This is a genomic window from Microbacterium aoyamense, from assembly GCF_023155855.1.
Lineage (GTDB): Bacteria > Actinomycetota > Actinomycetes > Actinomycetales > Microbacteriaceae > Microbacterium > Microbacterium aoyamense.
Window position 1 is genome coordinate 1,242,539 of sequence record NZ_JAKNUT010000001.1, and the last position, 22,600, is coordinate 1,265,138.

Genomic DNA, 22,600 nt, shown 5'->3' on the forward strand with positions numbered 1-22,600 from the left:
CACTTTTGAGACGTTTCAAAAGGGATCGTAAGTCGGGACGTCGGTGCATGTCAACACCTGATTGAAACGTAACAACTTGATAACGCCGAGGTTCCGCGGCGATGATTCTTGAAACGTTTTCACCACGGGATGGCGCGGCATGCGCGCTCGGGTACAGTGACGTTCAATCGAGGCGAAGGAGTCTGCACATGGCCAGGGTCGGCATCCGCGACGTCGCCGCGCTCTCGGGCGTCGCGGTGGGGACGGTGTCGAACTACCTCAATCACCCGGACCGCGTCTCGGCCGACAAGGCGGAACGAATCCGCTACGCCATCGATTCTCTCGGCTTCGTGCCGAGCAATGCCGGTCGCCAGCTGCGTCTCGGCGTCAGCAGCGTGATCGGGTACATCGCCCCCGACGTCAGCAATCCTTACTTCGCCGAGATCGCCGAGAGCGTCGAGCGGCGGGCGAGTGAAAGAGGCGTCACGGTCTTCCTCGCGAACTCGCATCGCAGCGAGGAGCGCGAGAACTCCTACATCCAGGTCTTCGAGCAGCACCGCGTGCAGGGCCTCCTCATGTCCTCGCACGTCCCGGTCGAAGACCGCCTCGCGCAGGTGCGCAAGCGCGGCACGCCCTCGGTTCTCGTGGGCCAGCGCGCGCGGTCGAGCGATCAGCCCTCGGTCTCGCTCGACGACATCTCGGGTGGCCGCCAGGCGATGCGTCATCTGCTGGACGTCGGATGCCGCCGCATCGCGTTCGTCGGAGGCCCGCTCGGCATTCCGCAGGTCGCCGATCGCCTCACGGGTGCGAGCGAGGTCGTGCGCAGCTTCGGTGCCGCGACGCTCGAAGTGATCGACATGCCCGATCGCACGGTCGGCGGCGGACGCGAGGTCGGGCGGTCCCTCATGGCACGCCCCGCCGAGTTGCGGCCCGACGGCATCTTCGCCGTGAACGACCTCCTGGCCCTCGGCATCATGCACGAGCTCGTCCTGGGCGGAACCGTCGTACCGCGCGACATCGCGATCGTCGGGTACGACGACAACGAGTTCGCCGAGGCATCCCTCATCCCGCTGACGAGCGTCCGCGGACGTCACGCGGGTTTCGGTGTCGCCGTGGTCGACCTGCTCTTCGACGCGATCCAGGGCGTTGCGATCGCCGAGCCGCACCGCATGTTCGAGCCCGACCTCGTCGTGCGCGCCAGCACGGAGGGGTTCGGCGGGGCATGAGCGTGAGCATCCGCGAGGTCGCCGAGCGTGCGGGCGTGTCGGTGGGCACGGTCTCGAACGTGCTCAACCACCGCGAGCGCGTGACCCCCGAGTCGGTCGTGCGCGTCAACGCCGCCATCGCCGAGCTCGGCTACGTGCGCAATGACGCCGCACGTCAGCTTCGGGCCGGCCGCAGCACGACCGTGGGCCTCGTGGTGCTGGACGTGCGGAATCCGTTCTTCACCGAGCTCGCGCGTGGCGCCGAGAGCGAGGCCGATCGGCGCGGCCTGTCGATCCTGCTCGCCAACAGCGACGAGAACGTGGCGCGCGAGGCCCGCTACCTCGATCTCTTCGAGCAGCAGCGGGTGCGCGGCATCCTGATCTCGCCGTACCAGCAGGTCGGCGAGAGACTGCGGCAGATGCGGGAGCGCGGCATCCCCGCCGTGCTCGTCGACCGACGCAGCGAAGACGACCTCTTCAGCAGCGTCTCGGTCGACGACGAGCGGGGCGGCTACCTCGCCGTGCGTCATCTGCTCGAGACGGGGCGGCGCCGGATCCTCTTCACGGGCGGGCCGATCGACATGCGGCAGCTCGACGACCGTCGGCGCGGAGCGCGCCGGGCCGTCGACGAGGTGCCCGGAGCATCGCTCGAGATCCTCCCCGCACACGCATCCCAGGTCGACGACGGGAGCGCCGCCGGCGACGAGATCGCCTCGCGTCCTGTGGCGCACCGACCGGACGCGGTCTTCTGCGCGAACGACCTCGTCGCCCTCGGAGTGCTGCAGTCGCTCTCGGGCCACCGCATCGAAGTGCCGCGCGACATCGCCCTCATCGGCTTCGACGACATCGACTTCGCCGCCGCTGCGGTCGTGCCCCTGTCATCCATCCGCCAGCCCGCGCGACTGATGGGTGAGACCGCCCTGCGAATACTGGTCGAAGAGGGCGATGACGCGCAGAAGACGGCGGAGCAGGTCGTCTTCGAACCCGAGCTCGTCGTCCGCGCGTCGAGCGCACGCTGACCCTGGCTGGCGCATTCGGTGCTGTCGCGGCGACCACGTGACGGGATGCGCCAACCTGGCGGCCCAGCGCACCGCTGGGTTGGCGCACTGTGTCGCTGCGCTGCGGATCGACGGCAGAATGCGCCGACCCGCGAAACCACTCCCTCCTGCGCGCGGAATCGAGTGGGTTCGGTCGGCCGCGCCGCACTGAGCCGCGGCGCGGCCTCGCGAACCCACGCGATCGTGACGAACCCACGCGATCCGTTCGCAAGAATCGCGTGGGTTCGCGAGAAGAATGTGGGTTCGGTGTGCGAGCCGGTCAGAACTCCCAGAAGACGGGGCGCTCCTCGAGCCACGCGATGAGGTTGAGCACGAGGAAGTTCCAGTTCTGGAACCCCTTCGTCATGATCGGCTCGCCCGTGTCGGGGTGGTAGTACTCGTGCAGGCCGCCCGACGTCTCGAGGTCCTGCCCGAACAGCGCCACCGTCTCGAGCGCGAGAGCCCGAGCATCCTCCGCATAGCCGTACTTGAGCAGACCGCGGAAGACGAGGTAGTTGCTCACGCCCCAGATCGGACCGAGCCAGTTCGACGGGTTGTTCGAGGCGCGCAGGTTGTACTGCTGCTCGAGCTTCGAGAGCGTGCGCACGCCGAAGTTCGCCCGGAACGTGCGCCGGTCGAGGTAGCGCTCGCGCATGCGTTCGGCCTGCTCCTGCGTCGCGATCCCCGCCCACATCGGCAGGAAGCTCGACCAGTTGTCGATGCGCAGCAGCACGGACGACCACGAGCGAGGCGCTCCCTGGTGCAGCCAGTCCTCGGGATCGATGTCGCGCAGGGCCAGGTCGGCGCTGTAGAACGTGCCGTCGCGCTCGTCCCACAGGTGCGTGCGCACGGCGTCCGCGAGGTCCTCGGCACGGCCGCGCCAGCGGTTCGCCTCGGGCAGGCGGTCGAGCTCTTCGAGCAGGTAGCCGAAGGCCAGCAGCTCGCGATAGAGCAGGGAGTTGAGGTAGACGGATGCCGTGCTGCGGTCCGGTCGGTAGTAGACCGACGGGTCGTTGTCGACGCCGATGGCGAAGTCGGTCTGCCAGTACGCGAGGCCGGTCGCGGCATCCACGTGGCTCTCGAGGTAGCGCTCCAGGAACCGCTCGATCACGGGGAGGTCCTCGCGGATCCACTCCGCGCTGCCACGGCGGCGAACGAGGAGTGCCGCCTGCTGAGCGATGACGGGCTTGTGCATGTTCTGCGAGAAGCCCGCCGCGCGACTCGGATCGCCGTGCAGCAGGGGACCTCCGGGCTTGAGCAGGATCGGCATGACGCCGTCCTCGTCGGTGTGCTCGAGGAAGTTGCGGATCGTGCCCTCTTCGAACGCACCGAACAGTCCGGTTTGGTCGGTGTCGAGCTCGACCTGGCCCATCACGACGCTGATGAACCACGAGTCCCAGTCCCACAACGCCATCGAGTAGTACGGCGAGTCGGGCGAGCTCGGCACCGTGTACGGATGGCTGAGGATGCCGGACGGCTCGCGCGTCATCTGCTCGGTGTGGGTGCGGACGTGGTCAGCCAGGGCGGCTCGCCACTGCTCGGTCATGTGGGGTCCTCTTCGGTGATGGTGAGTCGGCGGAAGGATGCCGCTCCGAGCGTCACCGCGATGACCTCGTGAGCGGGCGTCTCGATCGTGAGCTCGCGCTCGCGGTGATCGAGGTTGGCGGCGAGGAGGACGGTCTCGCCGTTCGTGCGGGCGCCGATCGCCCACACGAGTCCATCGGGGCTGTCGCCCCAGAGAAGTTCGCCGCCCTCGAGCGGCGCGAGTGCGGCGAGCGCGTCGGCCGCAGGGGTGGAGTGGATGCCGCGCGGGCCCCACTCCTCGAACCACGCGAGCGAGGACGTGCCCGGGACGCCGAGCGCCGCGGCGCTCGCGATCGTCCAGGCGGCCAGCTCGGGTGCGGTCTGCCGCTCGTCGACGACGCCCGTGAACTCGGCGCCGTAGCCCTCGGCGAGATCGGCACGCGTCGGGCCTGGCTGTGGTCCGGTCGCCACGTCGTTGAATCTCGGTCGCAACGTGATCGGGCCGACGTGGACGGGCGACCCGCCGGCGAGGTCGACGGACTGCAGGGCGACGAGTCGCTGCATCGCGAGCGACTCGACCAGCTGCTCGGTGCCGAGCGCGTGGAAGAGCGGGGTCACCGTCACGGTCAACCCGTCGAGGTCGTTCGGAATGCGGTGGCGCTCGCGATTGAGCTCCGTGAAGTGCGATCGCGATCCGCCGACCACCGGGATGTCGAGACCCGCCGCCGCGAGGGCCGCGCGCAGGTCGGCGACCGCCTCACGGTCCGACACGTGCCGGGCGTCGCTCACCTGGTGGAACGCCGCGACGCGCACGACGTCCCGCCCGCCGAGAGCCGCGACGCCGGCGGTGAGCGCGTCGGGGTTCTCCGCGTCGAGCACGAATCGTACATCGAGGGGGAGTCCGCTCGATGCGGAACGATCGAGCGCGGCGCGCCAGTTGGGGCTCGCGAGGTCGAGCTCGACGAGGACGTGCGAACCGAGCGGCGCGAACGTCGGAGCGGGATCGGGGGCGGATGCCGCGCCGAGGGCGACGTGCGGGAACTCCCCACCCGCCTGCAGCGTGATGCCGACGGGCGCGGCATCCATCGCCGTCGACTCGGACGTCCGACGCACCCGGAGGGACACCATCTGACGCACACGCTCGCCCGCCGCGACGTCGTACGGGAAGGGCAGGTCGAGTGGGCGGGAGTACGTCTTGAACGACGCGTCGGTCCAGTTGCGCTGGTCCTCCATCTCGAAGGCGTCGCCGTCGAACGTCGTCGAGACCTCGAGGCCACCTGCGAGCCACGTGAGGCCGGCGATGTCGAAGACCGGCTGATGCGGGCTGATCGCCCGCGGGAACTCGGTCTGTTCGACGCGGCCGTCCGCGTGCGACACGCGCAGCGGAGCGCCGGCGACGTGCGGGGGATGCAGCACGACGAGGCCCGTGCGATTCGTGGCGAACGGATGCTCCGATTCGAGGTCGCAGAGGACGTCGAGTCGGTCGGCCCGCGCCTCGACGCGCACGACGCCGCGGAAGCTCGAGCCGAGCGCTTCGGAGCGCACGTGCAGCGTCAGTGTCGTCTCGTGCGCGGCGACACGATCCACGACGAGGGGTGCGGTGTCCCAGTTCCGGTCGCGGACGACGGCACGGATGCTGCGCAGGACGACCCGGCCATCGAACGCGATGTCGGCGAACTCGTCGCCGCGCAGGGCGAGCGACCACGGGCCGCTCGCCCACGTGCGAGATTCGGTGAACCAGGTCATATCAGAGCGACGTCATCCCGCCGTCGACTTGAAAGGTCGCGCCCGTCGCGAACGAACCGTCGTCGCCTGCGAGGTAGACCATGATGCCCGCGACGTCGGCGGGCGTGCCGGCGCGTCCGATCGGGATACGGCTGACGATGGCGGCACGCGACTCCGGGTCCTCGCTGATCGCGGCCACGAGCGGCGTCTCGGTGTAGGCCGGCTGCACCGTGTTGACGCGGATGCCGCGATCGGCATATGCCGCAGCGACGGTGCGGCCGAGGCCGTGCATGCCCGCCTTCGAGGCGCTGTACGCCGTGAAGTCCTTGCCCTCGCCGTTGACCGCGGTCGGGCTGCCGGTCAGGATGATCGACCCCCCGCCGAGGGTGAGCATCGTCCGCACGGCGTACTTCACCGTGAGGAAGGCGCCCGTGAGGTTGATGTCGATCGTGCGCTTCCAGACGTCGAGGTCCAGGTCCGCGGCCGGGGCATCCTGGCCGAAGAGCTGCACACCCGCGTTCGCGACGACGACGTCGGGCGCCCAGCCCGCGGCCTCCACCTCCGCGAAGCCCGCCGCGACGGCGGCTTCGTCGGAGATGTCCATCGTCACGGCGCGGGCGGCGTCGCCGATCTCGGCCGCGGCCGCCGCCGCGCCCTCGCCATTGCGGTCGGCGAGGATGACCCGCGCACCCTCGCGGGCGAAGCGCTGGGCGACGGCCAGACCGATGCCGAGCGCCGCGCCCGTGATGAGCGCTGTCTTGCCTTCGAGCTGACCCATGGCGACTACCTCTCGATGTGGTCGAGGTGGAGCATCCGCGCGAGGTTCTTGTCGAGCTCGTCGTCGCGGAAGATCTTCTTCCAGTCTTCCTTGATGATGCTCTCGCGCCCATAGTCCATCGCGATGAGGCACGCGTCGCTGAACGGGTTGTCACCGCGGAGACCGTTCGCGAGGGCGACCTGCGTGTGGCCGTAGAGGATGCTGCGCGCAGCCGCCTCGGGCACCCCCATCGTGTTGATCGCCTCGTCGAGCGCTTCGTTCAGCAGCGAACCGATCATGCACGCGACGGTCTCGACGAGCGTCGGCTCGAGCTGCGCGAGCTGCTTCACCGTGACCCAGTGCACGTCGATGACGGGAGCGTAGATCGCGCGGACCGTCGCCTCGACGATCGCCTTCTTGGCATCGTCGTCCGACTCGATCGCGGCGATGGCGTCCTGCGGGGCGGCGATGCCGCCGAAGGTGTCGGCCCACTCCTCCTTCGTCGTGCGCTCGAGGAACACCGACGGGTGGCACGGGTGGGCGACGGCCTGGATGACGTCGTCCCGCGTGGTGAGCAGACCCGCGTAGGCGGCGGCCGGGTCGAGCGTCAGGACGATCGTCCCGGGCTTGAGCTGCGGGACGAGGTCGGCGGTCACGGGGCCGAGAGCGAGGTCGGGGACGGCGAGCACGACGATGTCGGCGTCGGCCACGGCATCCGCCGCTTCTGTCAGCTCGCGTCCTGCGGCGAGCGTGCGCTCGCGCCCGGCGGGGGAGTTCTCGACGTACCAGACGGTGTGGTCGGTCTTGACGAGGTTGTTCGAGACACGGGTGCCCATCTTGCCCCCGGCGCCGAAGACGGCGATCTTGTAACTGCTCACAGTGTGCTCCTCAGATAGTCGATGGTGGTGCGGGTCCATTCCCGCTCGGTTCGGATGGTGGTCTCGGGGTCGCCCTGCCAGGGCAGCCAGTGCTCGACGATCTCGTTGATGCCGCGGTCGCGGGGCCTGACGGTCTCGAGCAGGTGCGGATAGTCGTGCAGGCCCGTGCCCATCGGGGCGCCGCTGTAGGTGAAGCCGACCCAGCCGTCCTGACGGGCGAAGGCGAAGTCCTTCACGTGGACGTTGGCGACGAGGTCAGCGGCGAGCTCGACGCAGTCGCGCGGGCGCTCGAGGCGGGCCACGACGTTCCCCGGATCGAGGCAGATGCCGAGGTTCGCGCTGCCGAACGAACTCACGAGCGCGACGAGATCGGCGGTCGCGAGCTGTTCGTAGGTCTCGAGCGCGAGGGTGACGCCCGCTGCCTCGTACGCGGGCAACGCCGTGCGCAACCAGGACTCGGCCTCGCGGATCGTCGGACGGGATGCGGGGGAGTAGAGCATGCTGCGCACGAGGCCCGCGTCGAAGCGCTCGGCGAGGCGCAGGAAGCGCTCGAGGTGCTCGGGTTCGATGCCCTTCGTGCCGAGCTCGATCGTGAGGCCGAGGTCTTTCGCGGCGGCTGCGGCATTCCGTACCTCGGCGTCGGTCATGAGCTCGAGCGGCGCGTAGTCGCAGATCTGGAAGAGGTCGACGTCGAGCGCGCGCGTCGCCTCGAAGGCCCCGCGCAGCGAGAGCGGTTCGTCCACGCGATCGGAGTGCTGCCAGAAGAAGGCGTACGTGCCGAGGCCGATCATGCGCGTGTCTTCCCGGCGAGGGTGGATGCTTCGTCGAGTACGGCGAGAAGGTTGTCGGGGTTGTGGGCGAAGCGGCCGAGGAAGAGGCCGTCGACGGCGTCGCCGAGCTCTGTGAGCAGGCCTGGTCCGGCGGAGCCGCCGTAGATCACGGCGGACCCGTCGCGTTCGGGCATGGTGTCGAGTTCGTTGCGGAGTGCGGTGGTGACGGCGCTGATGTGTTCGACCGGGGCGGGTTCGGGTGCACCGATGGCCCAGACGGGTTCGTAGGCGACGATGACGGGCCCGGCGGGGGCATCGGCCAGGGAGTCGTGCAGCTGCGTGATCGCGGTGGCGGCGGCATCCGTCGCCTGGTCGGTTTCGCCGATGCACAGGACGGGGGTGATCCCGTGGGCGAGCGCGGTGCGGGTTTTGGCGGTGACGACGTCGTCGGTGTCGCCGAGGAGGCGGCGGCGCTCGGCGTGACCGATCTCGGCGACGGTGACGCCGATCTCGGCGAGCTCGGCGGCGGTGACCTCACCCGTGTAGGGGCCGGGTTCGAACTGGCTCACGTCTTGCGCGCCGACGCGGACGCGGCTGCCGGCGAAGGCGGTCAGGGCGTCGGGGATCTGCAGGTAGGTGGGGATGATGAACAGCTGGACGGCACCGCTGGTCACGGCGGGGTGGGAGGCTGCGCGGTCCGCGATGGTGGTGAGCCACTCGCGGGCCTGCGTGTTGCCGAAGTACGTCTTGAGCGAGACCCCGACCGTGACCGGTGCGCTCATCAGCAGGATCCGGTGCTCTCGTACTGTCCGATGACGGCGACCTTCTCGGCGGACGCCGACGTGGTGTCGAAGCGGTAGGTGAGCCATTCGCGCACGTTGCGGCGGGCGAGTTCGATGCCGACGACCCGCTGCCCCATGCACAGGACCTGCGCGTCGTTGGACAGCACGGACCGCTCGACCGAGAACGAGTCGTGGGCGGTGACGGCGCGGACGCCGGCGACCTTGTTCGCCGCGATAGCGACACCGAGGCCGGTGCCGCAGATCAGCAGCGCCCGGTCGGCGTCACCGGATGCGACGAGTTCGGCGGCGGCGATCGCGACCTTCGGGTAGGCGGTGTGACCGTCGGCGTCCACTCCCACGTCGACGACGGACGCGACGAGCGGGTTGGTCTCGAGGTCGCGCTTGAGGATCTCCTTGTAGTCGTAGCCGGCGTCGTCGCAGCCGATCACGAGACGCAGCGGTTGGAGGTCGGTCATGTCAGTTCTCCTTCTCGGCGAGGACGGTGCCGATGGCGGTGGCGATGAGGGCCAGTGAGATGGCGCCCGGGTCGGGGGTGCCGATCGCATGCTCCCCGTGGGTGCGGGCACGGCCCATCCGGGGGAGCAGGTCGGCGGTGAGCCGAGCGGCGCGGGTCGCGGCATCCGCCGCGGACGCCCACGCGTCGGGCAGGGACGCTCCGGCGTTCACGGACTGGGTCAGGGTGGCGGTGAACGGGACGAGCGCGTCGACGAGGGTCTTGTCGCCGACCTCGGCCTTGCCGTAGTCGGTCACGCCCTGCGCGCCGGCCGCGACACCCGCGGCGACATCGGCCGCGGTCGGGGCGCCTGTGTCGCCGAGCTTCTCGGCGATCTTCGTGAGGATGACCCCCCACAGCGCCCCCGACGTGCCGCCGGCCTTGTCCGACCAGCCGTCCGCCGCCCACTCCAGAGTCGTGCGCGCACCCGCGCCCTGGTCGACAGCGGAGCGTGCGGCGGTGAGAGCGGCGTGCGAGCCGCGCTGCATCCCGATCCCGTGATCCCCATCCCCGGCGACACTGTCCAGGCGGCCGAGTTCGTCAACGTTCTCGTCGATCGTGTCCACGATCGTCTCCACGACGGCGAGGACGGTCTGCGCGACCGCATGCGATGCCTCATCGGACTCCGGGATCACGACTGCTTCGGCTGCGGCATCCACCGCCGTGGTCTGCTGCTGCGCGGTCACCGCGCCACGGCGATACGCGGGGGTGTCGACGGGGTGTTCCCACAGCCGCTCGAGTTCGTCGTCGAGCCAGTACAGGGTCAGAGAGGTGCCGGCCATGTCGAACGACGTGCAGAACTCACCCACGTGCGGATCGATCACCTCGAGGCCGGCGTCTTCGAGGAGCTGATGGATGCGCCGGTAGACGACGAACATCTCCTCGTACTTGAGCGACCCCAGGCCGTTGAGGATCGGGATGACGCGCCCGTCCGCGCCCTCCGGCCGCTCCTCCAGCAGACGCGACACCAGCAGCGCGGCCAGCTCGTCCGCCGTCGGGATGTCGGTCTCGTCGATGCCCGGCTCTCCGTGGATGCCCAGCCCGATCGCCATCCGCCCCTTGGGGACGGTGAACAGGGGCGTGTCGGCACCGGGGAGCTGGCAGCCCGTGAACGCGACTCCGAAGGACCGGGTGCGCTCGTTCGCCTTCGCCGCGACCGCCGTCACACCCGCCAGGTCGTAGCCCGACTCGGCTGCCGCCGCCGCCGCGCGGAACACCGTCAGATCACCCGCGATACCCCGCCGCTTGTGCTTCTCTGCCAGCGGCGCCGACATGACGTCATCCGTCACCGTCACCGTCGCCGCCTCGACACCCTCAGCCCGCAGGCGCTCCTGCGCCGCATCGAAGTTCAGCACGTCACCCGCGTAGTTCCCGTACGAGAAGAACACGCCACCACCCAGGTCGGCCGCCTTCGCGACCGCATGCACCTGCTGCGTCGATGGGGAGGCGAACAGGTTCCCCATCGCCGCGCCGTGCGCGAGCCCCGGACCCACCAGCCCGCCGAACGCGGGATAGTGCCCCGACCCACCACCCACGACGACCGCGACCTGCCCTGCCGGTGAGACCGTCGAACGCACCACACCACCCGTGACACGACGCACATACCGGCCATTGGCCGCCACGAAACCATCGATCATCTCATCGGCGAACTCCGCCGGATCATTCCACAGGCGCGTCATCGCGTCGTCTTCCCTTCGTCGTTGTCGGCGTACGTGGTCAGCATGCTCGCGTACGGCGTCTCGCGCTTGTGCCCTTGCGTCATGTTCACGCGGGGCTTCCGACGAACCTCGCCCATTTTGACAAACCGGTTGACCAATTGCAAGTGCGATTCCACGCCTGTGCCTGTACCCTGCTCGCATGCCCGCCTACCCAGACGACCGCTCGGCCGAGATCACGGCCGCCCTCGGGGCTCTTCCGAGCGGAACGCCGGTCTCCGAGGTCGCGCGCCGGCTCATGGATCTGTTCACCGGCGGCTCGATCGCCGCAGGGACGCGCCTTCCGCCCGAGCGGCAACTCGCCGCGACGCTCGGTGTCGGCCGCTCGGCGGTGCGCGAGGCCCTCGCGGCGCTCGAGATCCTGGGCATCGTCGACGTTCGCCCGGGCTCCGGCACCTATCTCCGCGGCACCGCGAGCGAGCTGCTGCCCGAGACGCTGCGATGGGGCCTGCTGATCGGCGAGAAGAGCACCGCCGAACTGCTCGAACTGCGCTCCGGCCTCGAGATCTACGTCGCCCGGCTCGCCGCCGGCCGCGGCGACGGCGCCGACCTCGACGTCGTCGGGGCGAATCTCGAGCGGATGCGCTCGTCCCTCGATCGCCTCGGCGAGTTCGCCAGAGCCGATCTCGAGTTCCATGACGCGCTCGGCCGGGCCGCGGGCAATGGCCTGCTCGTCGATCAATTGCACGTCGTCAGATCGCTCCTACAGGTGTACGCCGACCGTGCGGTGCACAGCGGCGAGGAGGCGCGCGTCGCGCTCGAGGAGCACGACGCCGTCTATATCGCGGTGCGTGCGGGGGATCCGGATGCCGCGGCCTCCGCGATGGCGATCCACATGGCGACGGCGTCGGCCCGACTTTCGGCGGACGTCGCAGAAGACATTCCGGTGGGGGCATGAATCGCAATTGGGCGGGAACCTACGAGTACACCGCGCCGCGGATCGTGACGGCGACCTCGGTCGACGAGATCCGGTCGATCGTCGCGGGCGGCGGACGCGCACGCGCGCTCGGCACGCGTCACTCGTTCACCGATCTGCCCGATACGACGGGCACGCTCGTCGACGTGACGGGCCTACCGCCCGACTTCGCGCTCGACGCCGATGCGCAGACGGTGACGGTCGGCGCGGGTACGCGGTACGGCGAGCTCGCGCTCTGGCTCGACGAGCGGGGCTGGGCGCTGCGGAACATGGGCTCACTACCCCACATCAACGTCGGCGGCGCGACCGCGACGGGCACGCACGGCTCGGGCGACCGCAACGGCGTGCTGTCGACGGGCGTACGAGCGCTCCGGTACGTCGGCGCTGATGCCGAGGTGCGCGAGATCCGGCGCGGCGAACCGGACTTCGATGCGCTCGTCGTGGGTCTCGGTGCCTACGGCATCACCGTCGCGCTCACGCTCGACGTCGTGCCGTCGTACCGCGTGCGGCAGGACGTCTACGCCGGAGTGTCATGGGATGCCGCGCTGGCCGACTGGTCGGCCGTGACCGGCACGGCGTACAGCGTCTCGGTGTTCTCGCGCTGGGAGGAGCCGTCCATCGGCTACGTCTGGACCAAGACCCGGCTCGAGACCGACGATGACCCCGTGCCGACCGCTCTCCTGGACGGCGCGCTCGTCGTGGGGGAGTCACCGCTCGGGCAGGGCGACAACATCACCGAGATCGGCGGGGTGCCGGGACCATGGATGCTGCGCCTCCCGCACTTCCGTCTCGATGCCGAACCGTCATTCGGCGACGAGATCCAGAGCGAGTACTTCGTCTCCCGTGCCACGGCCGCCGACGCCCTGACCGCCGTGCGACGTCTGGGCGACAGCATCCGTCCCGCCCTCATCTGGACCGAACTGCGCACTGCCGCCCCTGATGGGCTCTGGCTGAGTGGCGCTTACGAGCGCGACAGCGTCATCATCCACTTCACGTGGCACAACCGGCCCGACGAGGTGGCCGAAGCGGTCGCGCTCGTCGAAGCTGCGCTCGAGCCGTTCGCCGCCCGCCCGCACTGGGGCAAGTTCCACCGCTTCGACGCCGACCGCATCGCGTCTGTGCATCCCCGACTGGTCGATACCCGCGCGGTGTTCGAGCGACTCGATCCCGAAGGCGTGTTCTCGAACGCGCACCTCGAGCGCCTCGGCGTGCGCCGGGCCCGCTGACACAACGGTTCAGGGGCGCGGGAACTGCGCCGAACGCTCGATCGGAATCCGCGAGCCGACGATGAACAGACCGTCGATCGCGGCATCCAGATCGGCCGATGCATCGACGGCGGGCTCCATGAGAGCTTGCAGCTGCAGGCCGTCGGCGAGAGCGATGAGCATGCGCGCGGTGCGCTCGGGGTCGACCTCCGCGCGGATCACGCCGGACTCCTGGCCCGAGCGGACGGCCGCCGAGAGCTCCTGAACGCTGAGTGCGAACCGGCGGCGGAAGTAGTCGTGCGCGGGATGCGCGGGGTTCACGGCCTCCGCCGCGAACGAGAGGTAGACATGCACCATGCCGCGGATGGTCGCGTTGTTGCGGATGGCCGCGGCATAGACGGCAAGGGCATCCGCGCCCTCCTCGACGGCGTCGAGGCTCCCCGCATCCCACGCCTCGAGGACCTCCTGGAGGAGTTCCTCGCGACTGCCGAAGTAGTAGAGGATGTGCGCCGGCTCGATGCCGAGCTCGCGGCCGATCCCGCGAAGCGTGGCTCCGGGATAGCCCTTCTCCGATACGACGCGGACGGCGGTCGCCAGGATCTCTTCGCGCCGGGCGCTCCCCTTCGCGTACGATCCCCGACTCGCCATGGCCCCGAGTCTATGCACTTCGCGAGATGCGAACGCAAGATCTTGACCGATGATAAATAAAGTGCGACGCTGGGAGCGACACTCACGAAGACGAACCGGCGAAGGGGCCTCCATGCTTCCGTCCTCCCTGCCCGAACCCGCGCAGTTCTCCCGAGACACGGGGGAGCCCTCTCTGCGGTGGGGTGTCGTCGGAGTCGGGTGGATCGCCGGCTTCTTCGCGGCGGCCGTGTCGGCTCACACATCGCAGCAGATCGTCGCTGTCGCGTCGCGCTCGGCCGAGCGCGCGGGCGAGTTCGCGGCGCGGCACGGGATCGAGCATGCGCACGCCGACGTGGACGCCCTGCTGAGCGACCCGAGTGTCGATGTCGTCTACGTCGCAGCCCCGCAGAGCGAGCATCTCGACATCGGCCTGCGTGCGATCGCCGCGGGCAAGCACGTGCTGATCGAGAAGCCCATCGCGATCGACGCCGCGGGCGCGCAGCGACTGGTGGATGCTGCGGCCTCCGCCGGGGTGTTCCTCATGGAGGCGATGTGGTCGCGCTATCAGCCCCAGGCGGACCTCGTGCGCCGGATCATCGCCGAGGGCATCATCGGCGAGCCGAGGCTCGTGATCGCAGACCACGGCCAGGCGATCGCTGACGACCCGGATCACCGGCTTCTGCTGCCCGGGACGGGCGGCGGGGCGCTGCTCGACCTGGGCATCTATCCGATCCAGCTCGATTCGATGGTCCTCGGCAGGCCCGACGCTGTCCGAGCCGTCGGCTCGCTCACTCCTTCGGGCGTTGATGCGACCTCCACGCTGGTGCTCGACCACGGCGACGAGCAGTCGACGCTCATGACGTCGCTGCTGACCCGCACCCCGACGATCGCCGCCGTCTGCGGCACTCTCGGTCGGATCGACCTCGAAGGTCCCTTCCACATCCCCACGGCCGTGACCGTGCGCAGTCACGACCTCTTCGAACCGGCCCTCGTCTGGCGCGATGACACGGGCGTGGCGCTGATGGACGGGCTCGCCTGGCAGGCCACCGCGCTTGCGGGCTATGTGGGCGAGGGACGACTCGAGTCGCCGCTGCATCCGCTCGACGAGACCGTGTCGATCATCGCGACGATCGACGAGGCTCGTCGACAGCTGGGCGCCCGCTGATGGGCTGGGCGCGTTCGCTCGCTCCGGGTCAGGTCTCCCGCATTCGCGTCGTCGATCCGTCGACCGGGTCGCCGCGCACCGTCCACGTCGATCACGGCGTGCTCTTCGAAGCGCCGAACTGGTCGAGCGGTGGCGAGCTCGTGCTCAACGGGGACGGCGTCCTGTGGTCGATGCCGTCCGACGGCTCGGCTCCTCCGCGCCGGATCGCCATCGCCGACCTGCCCGAACTGAACAACGACCACGTGCTCGCGCGCGATGGCGAGTCGATCTTCCTCTCGGCGAACGACGGGAACATCTACCTTGCGCCGCTCGCGGGCGGTGCGGCGCGCCGGGTGACGCACGGCCCGGATGGAAGGTTCCACTTCCTCCATGGCGTGAGCCCCGACGGCGGGCGGCTGGCGTACGTCGCGGTCCGTCTCGACGACGGCTGGCAGAACGCCGTTGTGCGAACGGTCGCCGCGGACGGCTCCGACGACCGAACGGTGACGGTGCCACCGGGACCGGACGACGGGCCGGAGTACTCCTCGGACGGTGAGTGGATCTACTTCAACACCGAGCGGTTCTCCGAGGCCCCCGGCCACGCACAGATCGCGCGCATGCGACCGGACGGCACGGGCATCGAGCAGCTCACGTTCGATGCGCGGGTCAATTGGTTCCCGCATCTCGAGCCGGCCGGTCGGCGCGCGGTGTACCTGAGCTTCCCGACGGGCACGGAGGGTCATCCGGCTGACCTGCCCGTCCGCCTCGTCATCGTCGGCACGGATGACTGGACCGCGCCGGTGCATGCCATCGAGCTGTTCGGCGGACAGGGGACGATCAATGTCGACAGCTGGAACCCGGACGGCGGCGCCTTCGCGTACGTCGACTATCCCCAGGCTGCGGACATCGACGAGGAGGAGTCGTGAGCGTGTACGACCGGATCGTGCCCGAGTGGGAGGCGTTCGAGTACGCGGACGCGTGGCGGCTGGGCGTGCTGTTGCACGACCTCGCAGCTGAAAGGGGCCATGGCGTCGCGATCGACATCCGCCGCCCGACCGGACTCATTCTGTTCCGGGCCGTGCTTCCGGGTGCGACTCTCGACCAGGAGCATTGGATTCGCAAAAAGGCGGCGCTCGTCTTCCGGTTCGAGACCAGCTCCGGCGACATCGCCGAGCGCCTCATCGGAGCGGGCGTGGACGTCGGCGCGATGGGATGGCTCGACCCGAGCGAGTACGCGCTCGCCGGCGGCTCGGTGCCCGTGAAGGTGCGCGGGGCCGGCATCGTGGCCGCTGCGACGGTTTCGGGCCTCACCTCCGAGGGCGATCACGCCCTCGTCATCGAAGCGATGCAGAGACTGCTCGCCGAATCCGACAACTGACACTCGCTGCACCCGAAGGACGTCGTCAATGACCCGCATACCGACCACCATCGGCGAGAAGCATACGGCCGCCTCCTGGGTGATCGGCGAGACGCCCTGGCAATCGATCCCTCCGTCCTCTCCGTCGCGTGCTCGTGTGATCATCGACAACGACTTCTCGGGTGACCCCGACGATCTGTACCAGCTCGTCCACCACCTGCTCTCGCCGAGCGTGGAGATTCCCCTCATCGTCGCCTCACATCTTCGCCCGGACGACGGATTCGACCCTTCGGGCCGCAGTGCGCAGAACGCCACCCTGGTCGTCGAGGACATGCTCGCTCGCATGGGCGCGAATGCGCCGGGCATCCTCGTGACCGGCTCGGATGAGCCGCTCGTCGATCGGTCCTCCCCCCGGACGGGACCGGCGGTGGACGCGATCATCGCCGAAGCGATGCGCGACGATCCCCGCCCGCTCTTCTATGCCGCCGGAGGCGGCCTGACGGACCTCGCTTCGGCGGCGCTCGTCGAGCCGCGCATCGCCGAGCGCCTGACCCTCGTGTGGATCGGCGGTGCAGAGCACGACGGTCTCGCCGTCGCTCCTCCCGACGCGATGCCCATCGAGTACAACCTCCTGATCGACCCCGTCTCGGCTCAGGTGGTCTTCGGCGATACCGCCATTTCCATCTGGCAGATCCCGCGCGACGCCTATCGCCAGTGCCTCGTGTCGGACGCGGAGCTTCGGCGCAGGGTTGCGGCGACGGGTCCGCTCGGTCGCCATCTCTACGACGAGGTCGCACTCCTGGTGACCATGATCGCCCCGTACCTGGGCGGTGCAAGCGAGACGTACGCTCTCGGCGACTCCCCGCTCGTCCTGCTGACGGCTCTGCAATCGGTGTTCGAACCCGATCCCGCCTCCAGCAGGTACGTGACCCTGCCCACGCCCGAGATCGATGACGGCGGAGGGTATGTCGCCGTCGCCGGAGCGCGCCCCATGCGCGTCTACACCTGGCTCGATACGCGTCTCATGTTCGAGGACTTCTTCGTCAAACTCGCCGAGTTCGCCGAGTGGCAGGCGACGGTCGATGCGGGAGCGGACGAGCGATGACGCTCGACTGGTTCTCGACGTCGCGGACAGCCACCTGGGTGCATCAGTCGCCCCCGGCCCTTGAGACCCCCGAGCGGATGCCGGATGTCATCGTCTCGGTCGACGACCCCCAGCAGAGCATCGACGGCTTCGGCGCATGCTTCAGCGAGCTGGGGTGGTCGTCGCTCTCGCTGCTGACCGAATCGGCGCGCGACGAGGTCCTGCACGAGCTCTTCGCCGCGGGTGCCGGCGCGTCCCTCAGCGTGTGTCGCACGCCGATCGGAGCGAGCGACTTCGCGCGCGAGTGGTACTCGTACGACGAGTCGCCGGGCGACCTGGCACTCGAGCACTTCCGCATCGACCGCGATCGCGAGTCGATCCTCCCCTTCATCGAGGCGGCCCGGCGCCACCGGCCGGATCTGCGTGTCTGGGCCTCGCCCTGGAGCCCCCCGACCTGGATGAAGGTCAACGGACACTACGCCGCCGCACTCCCGCATCCCTTCGTCACCGACGTCGACAACGGACTTCGGGCCGATCAGGTGGGCGCCGAGGGCACCGACATGTTCCGGCTCGACGAGACCCACCTTGCGGCGTACGCGCGGTACTTCGGCAAGTACATCGACGCGTATCGCGCCGAGGGGATCGACATCACGATGGTGATGCCGCAGAACGAGTTCAACTCGGCGCAGGTGTTCCCCAGCTGCACCTGGACGCCGGCCGGACTCGCCGCGTTCGTGCGCCATCTCGGGCCGGTCATGAGGGAGCGCGGGGTCGAGGTCTTCCTCGGCACCCTCGAACGCGGCGACGACCTGCTTCTGGGTGCTGTGCTCGAAGACGAGGATGCGGCGCAGTACATCTCGGGCGCGGGCCTGCAGTGGGATGGGAAACGCGCCGTGGCCGCCGTCCACCGCCTGCATCCCGAGCTGAAGATCTATCAGACCGAGCAGGAGTGCGGGAGCGGGCGCAACGACTGGCGACAGGCCCGCTACGCATGGCGTCTGATGAAGCAGTTCCTCGCGAACGGCGCGAACGCCTACATGTACTGGAACATCGCGTTGCTCGAGGGAGGCCGCAGCACGTGGGGGTGGACGCAGAACTCCCTCGTCGTCGTCGATCCCGCGACGGGGACGCACCGTTTCACGCCCGACTACGCGGTGCTCAAGCACCTCGCCGCGTTCGTCGAGCGAGGCGCGCGCGTCCTGCCGACGTGGAGTCCGGCGGGCTACGACGACCAGCTCGTCTTCGCCAATCCCGACGGGTCTGTCGTCATCGTCGTCGCGAACGACATGAGCGAGGTCATGCCGGTCACGTTCATGCTGGGAGACCGGGCGCTGACGGTCGAGCTCGAGCCCGAGTCGTTCCACACGATCGTCGTCCCCGCGCGCTGACGAAGAGATCCCCCCGGCGCTTCGGCACCGTCCGGGGGGATCTCTCCCTCTGCCTCTCAAACGCTGTCGTCGCCCTCCGCGACCCAACCGGCGACTGCGACGACTCCGTCGAGCGCGTACACCCCGATGACACGGCCCGTGAAGGACTCGGTCACCTCCGATGAGAGGAAGCGACCGTCGATCTGGGCGAGCTCGATGCGCTCGCCGTCGATCGTCGCCGCGAGGTGGAACACGTCGCTGGTCGAGACGATACCGGTGCCGCCGACGGGCTTGCGGGATGCGAGGTGCAGGTCGACGACGTCACCCGAGAAAGGATGCGTCCACTCCTGGTGCAGACCGCCGAGGCTCGCCCGCGACGTGATCGAGCCGCCGCCGGCCTCGATCTCGATGTGGAAGGCCTCGTCGTAGCGCACGCCGAGGCCGCCGACGCCCTCCGAGACGTCCAGACGCACGGTGACCTCGTTCGTGAGGTGCTCCTGGCGGCGGCCGACGAAGACGGGCTTCGCATCCGAGAGGGTCGAGCCGTCGGCGGTCAGCACCAGGCGTCCGTCGGTGAGCGAGGACACCTCCGTCGGGAAGGCGCGGACGGCGACCCACTCAGCGTCGAGCGGCGCGTCGAAGGCGATGTCCACGCCTGTGCCGGGCCGGGGATTGAGCTCGACGGGAGCGATCGCCGGCCACCCGTCCGACCACGTGACGGGAGTCGCGAACGTCTCGCGGCCGAGGGCCGAGAACGCGCGCGTGCCGCTGCGGGGGCGGACGCCGAGGAGCACGCACAGCCACTCATCGCCGGGACCCACGACGAGATCGCCGTGCCCCGTGTTCTGAATCGGCCGCGGCGTCGAGCGCGCCGAGACGAGTGGGTTGCCGGGTGCGCCTTCGAACGGCCCCTCGGGCGACGAGCCTCGCGCGATGCTGATGGAGTGCCCGCGTTCGGTGCCGCCCTCGGCGATCATGAGGTACCACGCATCGTCGATCTCGTAGACGTGCGGCGCCTCGGGGAACATGAGGCCTGTGCCGGACCACAGCGAGCGCGGTTCTTCGAGGGCGCGGTGGGTCGTGAGATCGACCTTCACCTGCTGGATGCCGAGGTGCATCGGGGCGTTCGGGTCGAGGTCTCCCGACAGGAGGAGCCCCGAGAAGGTGATGTAGACGTTGCCGTCGGCATCCCACGCGATATCGGGGTCGATGCCCGAGATCGTGCCGGAGCCGTCCTCGACGAGCAGCAGGTCGCCGTCGCTCCAGGGGCCGGCGGCGTCCTCGGCGGTGAAGTGCAGCATCCCGCGCCCCATCGCATCCGTGATCACCAGGTGGAAGAGTCCGTCGTGGTGACGGATGGTCGGCGCCCATGCGCCGCCACCCGTCGGCACCTCGGCCGCGCCGAGCTGTCCGGGGCGCGTCGCGACGTGGCCGATGAGCTCCCACGTCTCGAAGTCGGTCGAGCGGTGGATCGGGATGCCGGGGAGGTACTCGAACGTCGAGGTCGCGAGGAACCACTCGTCGCCCACGCGCACGATCGACGGGTCGGGGTGGAAGCCGTTGATCAGCGGGTTGTAGAGCGTGGTCATGCGATGGTCCAGTCGATCGAGAGAGGAAGGTCGACGACGGATGCTCCTGCCCGCACGGTGAAGGACCCGTCCTCGAGGCTCCAGCCGTCCGCCCAATGCGCGAAGCGACGGCCCGGCAGCGGGATGACGGCGGTGACCGTCTCGCCGGGCTCGGCGTGCACGACTGCGAACCCGACGAGCCAGCGCACGGGGCGCTCGACCGCGGAGTCCGCGCGCTCGGCGTAGACCTGGACGACCTGCTTGCCCGCACGGTCGCCCGTGTTCGCGAGCGTGACCTCGAGGTCGTCGCCGGAGCGCTGCGCGACGCCCCACGACCAGGTCGTGTAGCCGAGGCCGTGGCCGAACGGGTACGCCGGAGCGGCGTCGCCGCGCAGCCAGGCGCGGTAGCCGATATGGATGCCCTCCGAGTAGGCGAGCACGCCGTCGGACGGGGTGACGTCGGTCACCGGGACGTCCGCGAGTGTCGCGGGCCAGGTCGTGGGCAGGCGTCCGCCGGGCTCGGCGACACCGGTGAGCACCGCAGCGATCGCCGAGCCGAATTCCTGGCCGCCGAAGTAGCCCTGCACGACCGCTGCGACGTCGTCCGCCCACGGCAGCACGACGGGCGAGCCGGCGTTGACGACGACGATCGTCGGGGTGCCGGTCGCCGCAACGGCGCGCACGAGGTCGTCCTGTCGCCCCGGAAGGTCCAGGTCCACGCGGTCGTAGCCTTCGGATTCGACCTTCGAGTTCGTGCCGACGACGACGACGGCGACGTCGGACGCCGCGGCCGCGCGCGCGGCGCGGGCGATGAGTTCGTCGGGGTCGGTCTGCTCGGGCGCGATGCCGAGCGTGACGCTGAGCGCCCCCGCCAGGGGGCCGGACGAGTCCAGGTCGAACTCGGCGCGTACATCGATCGCCTCGCCGGCGATGACCTGCACGCGGGCGGTCGACGACGGCGGGTTGAGGAACGCGGCCCCGAGATCGGTACCTTCGATGACGGGCGCCTCGTCGAGCATGAGTGCGCCGTTCACGAACACGCGACCGGGGTTGGCGCCCGCGAAGCCGAGCAGGATCTCGCCGGTCTCGGCCGGGGTGTACCGCGTCGCGAGGTCGACGTGCGCGCTCGCCGCGATGGGCGCGTCGCCCCCGAACCACACCAGCGCGCTCGCGCGGCGGTCCTCGGTGAAGATCTCCGTCCCCGCGGCGTCGAAGAAGGTGACACGCAGACCGGGCTCGCCGGTCGCGGGGTTCTGCAGCTGAGCGAGCGGGATCTCGGCGACGCCCTCCTGCACGACGGCGCCGAGCTCATAGAGCACTTCGGCGCCGGTCACGGCGGCTCGGATGCCGTCGAGCGGTGAGACGATCCGCTCGGGCAGCACCGTCGCGCTCCCGCCACCCTGCGTCCGCGCCTCGCGCGCGTTGTGGCCGATGATCGCGATCGTCCCGAGACGCGAGATGTCGAGCGGCAGCGTGCCGTCGTTGCTCAGCAGCACGGTCCCGGCGATCGCGGCCTCGCGCGTGAAGGCGACGCCGTCGACGGAGGCGGGCTCGATCTGAGCCGAGCCCTCGAGTGCGCCGACCCGCTCGGCGAGGAGCAGCATCCTGAGCACCTTGCGATCGAGGTCGGCTTCGTCGAGGCGACCGTCGCGGATCGCATCCGCGAGCTCTGCCCATGCCGGCGCCGGGCCGGGCATCGCGAGGTCCTGCGCGGCGGGGACGGCGTTGAGCGAGCGGACGGCGGTCCAGTCGCTCACGACGACGCCGTCGAAGCCCCACTCGGAGTTGAGGGGAGTCTCGAGCAAATCGTTCTCGGTCATCGTCACGCCGTCGACGGAGTTGTAGGCGCTCATGACCGACCACGCGCCGGCCTCGACCGCGCGCTCGAACGGCGTGAGGTACAGCTCGCGGAGCGCCCGGGCATCCACCTTCACGTCGACGGTGAACCGATCGGTCTCGGAGTCGTTCGCGACGTAGTGCTTCGGTGTCGCGGCGACGCCGTTCTCCTGCAGGCCTCGCACGTAGGCCGCGCCGAGTTCAGCGGACAGCTCGGGGTCTTCGCTGAAGCACTCGAAGTGACGGCCGCCGAGCGGCGAGCGGTGCAGATTGATCGTCGGGCCGAGGACGACGTCGACGTTTTTGCGACGGGCTTCGGATGCCGCGGCCGCCCCGTACCGGTAGGCGAGGTCGATGTCCCACGAAGCTGCGAGAGCCGACCCCGAGGGCAGGTTGAGCGACGGTTCGCGCTCGTCCCACCGAGGACCGCGGACACCCGCCGGTCCGTCGGACAGCGTCATGGCGCGCAGACCGATCTCGGGGAGCGGCACCGTCGTCCAGAAGTCGGCACCCTGGACGAGCGCGACCTTCTGATCGAGGGTGAGGCGCTCGAGGAGCGGGCGCAGGTGCGCCGTGGAGTCCGTGGTCACGCGGGCGGTGGTCACTGGGG

Annotated in this window: 20 protein-coding genes; 9 read left to right on the plus strand and 11 right to left on the minus strand. The window is 69.7% G+C overall.

What is annotated here, in order from left to right; all coding sequences use genetic code 11:
• Positions 1–188 precede the first annotated feature (188 nt).
• On the plus strand, positions 189–1,205 hold the full coding sequence (locus tag MA876_RS06305) for a LacI family DNA-binding transcriptional regulator (RefSeq protein ID WP_248147009.1): 1,017 nt from the start codon (positions 189–191) through the stop codon (positions 1,203–1,205).
• Positions 1,202–2,203, plus strand: coding sequence for a LacI family DNA-binding transcriptional regulator (locus MA876_RS06310; protein WP_248147011.1), 1,002 nt, complete (start codon positions 1,202–1,204; stop codon positions 2,201–2,203). Before MA876_RS06305 ends, MA876_RS06310 begins: the two co-directional genes overlap by 4 nt.
• A 298-nt stretch (positions 2,204–2,501) precedes the next feature.
• Here the strand turns inward: MA876_RS06310 and MA876_RS06315 are convergent, their stop codons facing one another.
• The 8 genes from MA876_RS06315 to MA876_RS06350 are packed head-to-tail and all read right to left on the minus strand — an operon-like array spanning position 2,502 to position 10,850.
• Positions 2,502–3,767, minus strand: coding sequence for an MGH1-like glycoside hydrolase domain-containing protein (locus MA876_RS06315; protein ID WP_248147013.1), 1,266 nt, complete (start codon positions 3,765–3,767; stop codon positions 2,502–2,504).
• Positions 3,764–5,491, minus strand: coding sequence for a D-apionate lactonase family protein (locus MA876_RS06320; protein WP_248147015.1), 1,728 nt, complete (start codon positions 5,489–5,491; stop codon positions 3,764–3,766). The genes MA876_RS06315 and MA876_RS06320 overlap by 4 nt, the downstream gene beginning before the upstream one ends.
• Before the next feature lies 1 nt (position 5,492).
• Positions 5,493–6,248 (minus strand): SDR family NAD(P)-dependent oxidoreductase, encoded by a 756-nt coding sequence (locus MA876_RS06325; RefSeq protein WP_248147016.1) that lies wholly within the window; start codon positions 6,246–6,248, stop codon positions 5,493–5,495.
• A gap of 5 nt (positions 6,249–6,253) precedes the next feature.
• Entirely contained in the window at positions 6,254–7,144 is an 891-nt protein-coding gene (locus tag MA876_RS06330; protein WP_248147017.1) for a phosphogluconate dehydrogenase C-terminal domain-containing protein, read from the minus strand.
• Positions 7,102–7,896 carry a sugar phosphate isomerase/epimerase family protein gene (locus MA876_RS06335; RefSeq protein WP_248147018.1) on the minus strand — a complete coding sequence of 265 codons (795 nt, stop codon included), beginning with the start codon at positions 7,894–7,896 and terminating at the stop codon, positions 7,102–7,104. Before MA876_RS06335 ends, MA876_RS06330 begins: the two co-directional genes overlap by 43 nt.
• A complete protein-coding gene (locus MA876_RS06340) occupies positions 7,893–8,657 on the minus strand; it encodes a triose-phosphate isomerase family protein (RefSeq protein WP_248147019.1) in 765 nt (254 codons plus the stop codon). The genes MA876_RS06335 and MA876_RS06340 overlap by 4 nt, the downstream gene beginning before the upstream one ends.
• Positions 8,657–9,133: a ribose-5-phosphate isomerase gene (locus MA876_RS06345; RefSeq protein ID WP_248147020.1), complete on the minus strand. Its 477-nt coding sequence runs from the start codon at positions 9,131–9,133 to the stop codon at positions 8,657–8,659. Before MA876_RS06345 ends, MA876_RS06340 begins: the two co-directional genes overlap by 1 nt.
• 1 nt (position 9,134) lies before the next feature.
• The gene (locus tag MA876_RS06350; protein ID WP_248147021.1) at positions 9,135–10,850 is read right to left on the minus strand and encodes a dihydroxyacetone kinase family protein; all 1,716 of its coding nucleotides are present in this window, start codon (positions 10,848–10,850) and stop codon (positions 9,135–9,137) included.
• A gap of 178 nt (positions 10,851–11,028) precedes the next feature.
• Between MA876_RS06350 and MA876_RS06355 the strand changes: the two genes are divergently transcribed.
• Both MA876_RS06355 and MA876_RS06360 read left to right on the plus strand, forming a co-directional pair.
• On the plus strand, positions 11,029–11,784 hold the full coding sequence (locus MA876_RS06355; protein WP_248147023.1) for a FadR/GntR family transcriptional regulator: 756 nt from the start codon (positions 11,029–11,031) through the stop codon (positions 11,782–11,784).
• Positions 11,781–13,028: a D-arabinono-1,4-lactone oxidase gene (locus MA876_RS06360; RefSeq protein WP_248147024.1), complete on the plus strand. Its 1,248-nt coding sequence runs from the start codon at positions 11,781–11,783 to the stop codon at positions 13,026–13,028. The genes MA876_RS06355 and MA876_RS06360 overlap by 4 nt, the downstream gene beginning before the upstream one ends.
• A gap of 9 nt (positions 13,029–13,037) precedes the next feature.
• Here the strand turns inward: MA876_RS06360 and MA876_RS06365 are convergent, their stop codons facing one another.
• Positions 13,038–13,655 (minus strand): TetR/AcrR family transcriptional regulator, encoded by a 618-nt coding sequence (locus tag MA876_RS06365; RefSeq protein ID WP_248147025.1) that lies wholly within the window; start codon positions 13,653–13,655, stop codon positions 13,038–13,040.
• A gap of 112 nt (positions 13,656–13,767) precedes the next feature.
• On the opposite strand from MA876_RS06365, the gene MA876_RS06370 reads away from it, so the two are divergent.
• The 5 genes from MA876_RS06370 to MA876_RS06390 are packed head-to-tail and all read left to right on the plus strand — an operon-like array spanning position 13,768 to position 18,607.
• On the plus strand, positions 13,768–14,799 hold the full coding sequence (locus MA876_RS06370) for a Gfo/Idh/MocA family protein (protein ID WP_248147026.1): 1,032 nt from the start codon (positions 13,768–13,770) through the stop codon (positions 14,797–14,799).
• A complete protein-coding gene (locus tag MA876_RS06375; RefSeq protein ID WP_248147027.1) occupies positions 14,799–15,704 on the plus strand; it encodes a TolB family protein in 906 nt (301 codons plus the stop codon). The genes MA876_RS06370 and MA876_RS06375 overlap by 1 nt, the downstream gene beginning before the upstream one ends.
• On the plus strand, positions 15,701–16,156 hold the full coding sequence (locus MA876_RS06380; RefSeq protein WP_248147028.1) for a heme-degrading domain-containing protein: 456 nt from the start codon (positions 15,701–15,703) through the stop codon (positions 16,154–16,156). The genes MA876_RS06375 and MA876_RS06380 overlap by 4 nt, the downstream gene beginning before the upstream one ends.
• A 28-nt stretch (positions 16,157–16,184) precedes the next feature.
• A complete protein-coding gene (locus MA876_RS06385) occupies positions 16,185–17,240 on the plus strand; it encodes a nucleoside hydrolase (RefSeq protein WP_248147029.1) in 1,056 nt (351 codons plus the stop codon).
• A complete protein-coding gene (locus MA876_RS06390; protein WP_248147030.1) occupies positions 17,237–18,607 on the plus strand; it encodes a glycoside hydrolase family 30 protein in 1,371 nt (456 codons plus the stop codon). Before MA876_RS06385 ends, MA876_RS06390 begins: the two co-directional genes overlap by 4 nt.
• A 56-nt stretch (positions 18,608–18,663) precedes the next feature.
• Here the strand turns inward: MA876_RS06390 and MA876_RS06395 are convergent, their stop codons facing one another.
• Both MA876_RS06395 and MA876_RS06400 read right to left on the minus strand, forming a co-directional pair.
• Positions 18,664–20,175, minus strand: coding sequence for a glycoside hydrolase family 43 protein (locus MA876_RS06395; RefSeq protein ID WP_248147032.1), 1,512 nt, complete (start codon positions 20,173–20,175; stop codon positions 18,664–18,666).
• Positions 20,172–22,595 carry a beta-glucosidase family protein gene (locus tag MA876_RS06400; RefSeq protein WP_372491487.1) on the minus strand — a complete coding sequence of 808 codons (2,424 nt, stop codon included), beginning with the start codon at positions 22,593–22,595 and terminating at the stop codon, positions 20,172–20,174. Before MA876_RS06400 ends, MA876_RS06395 begins: the two co-directional genes overlap by 4 nt.
• Positions 22,596–22,600 lie beyond the last annotated feature (5 nt).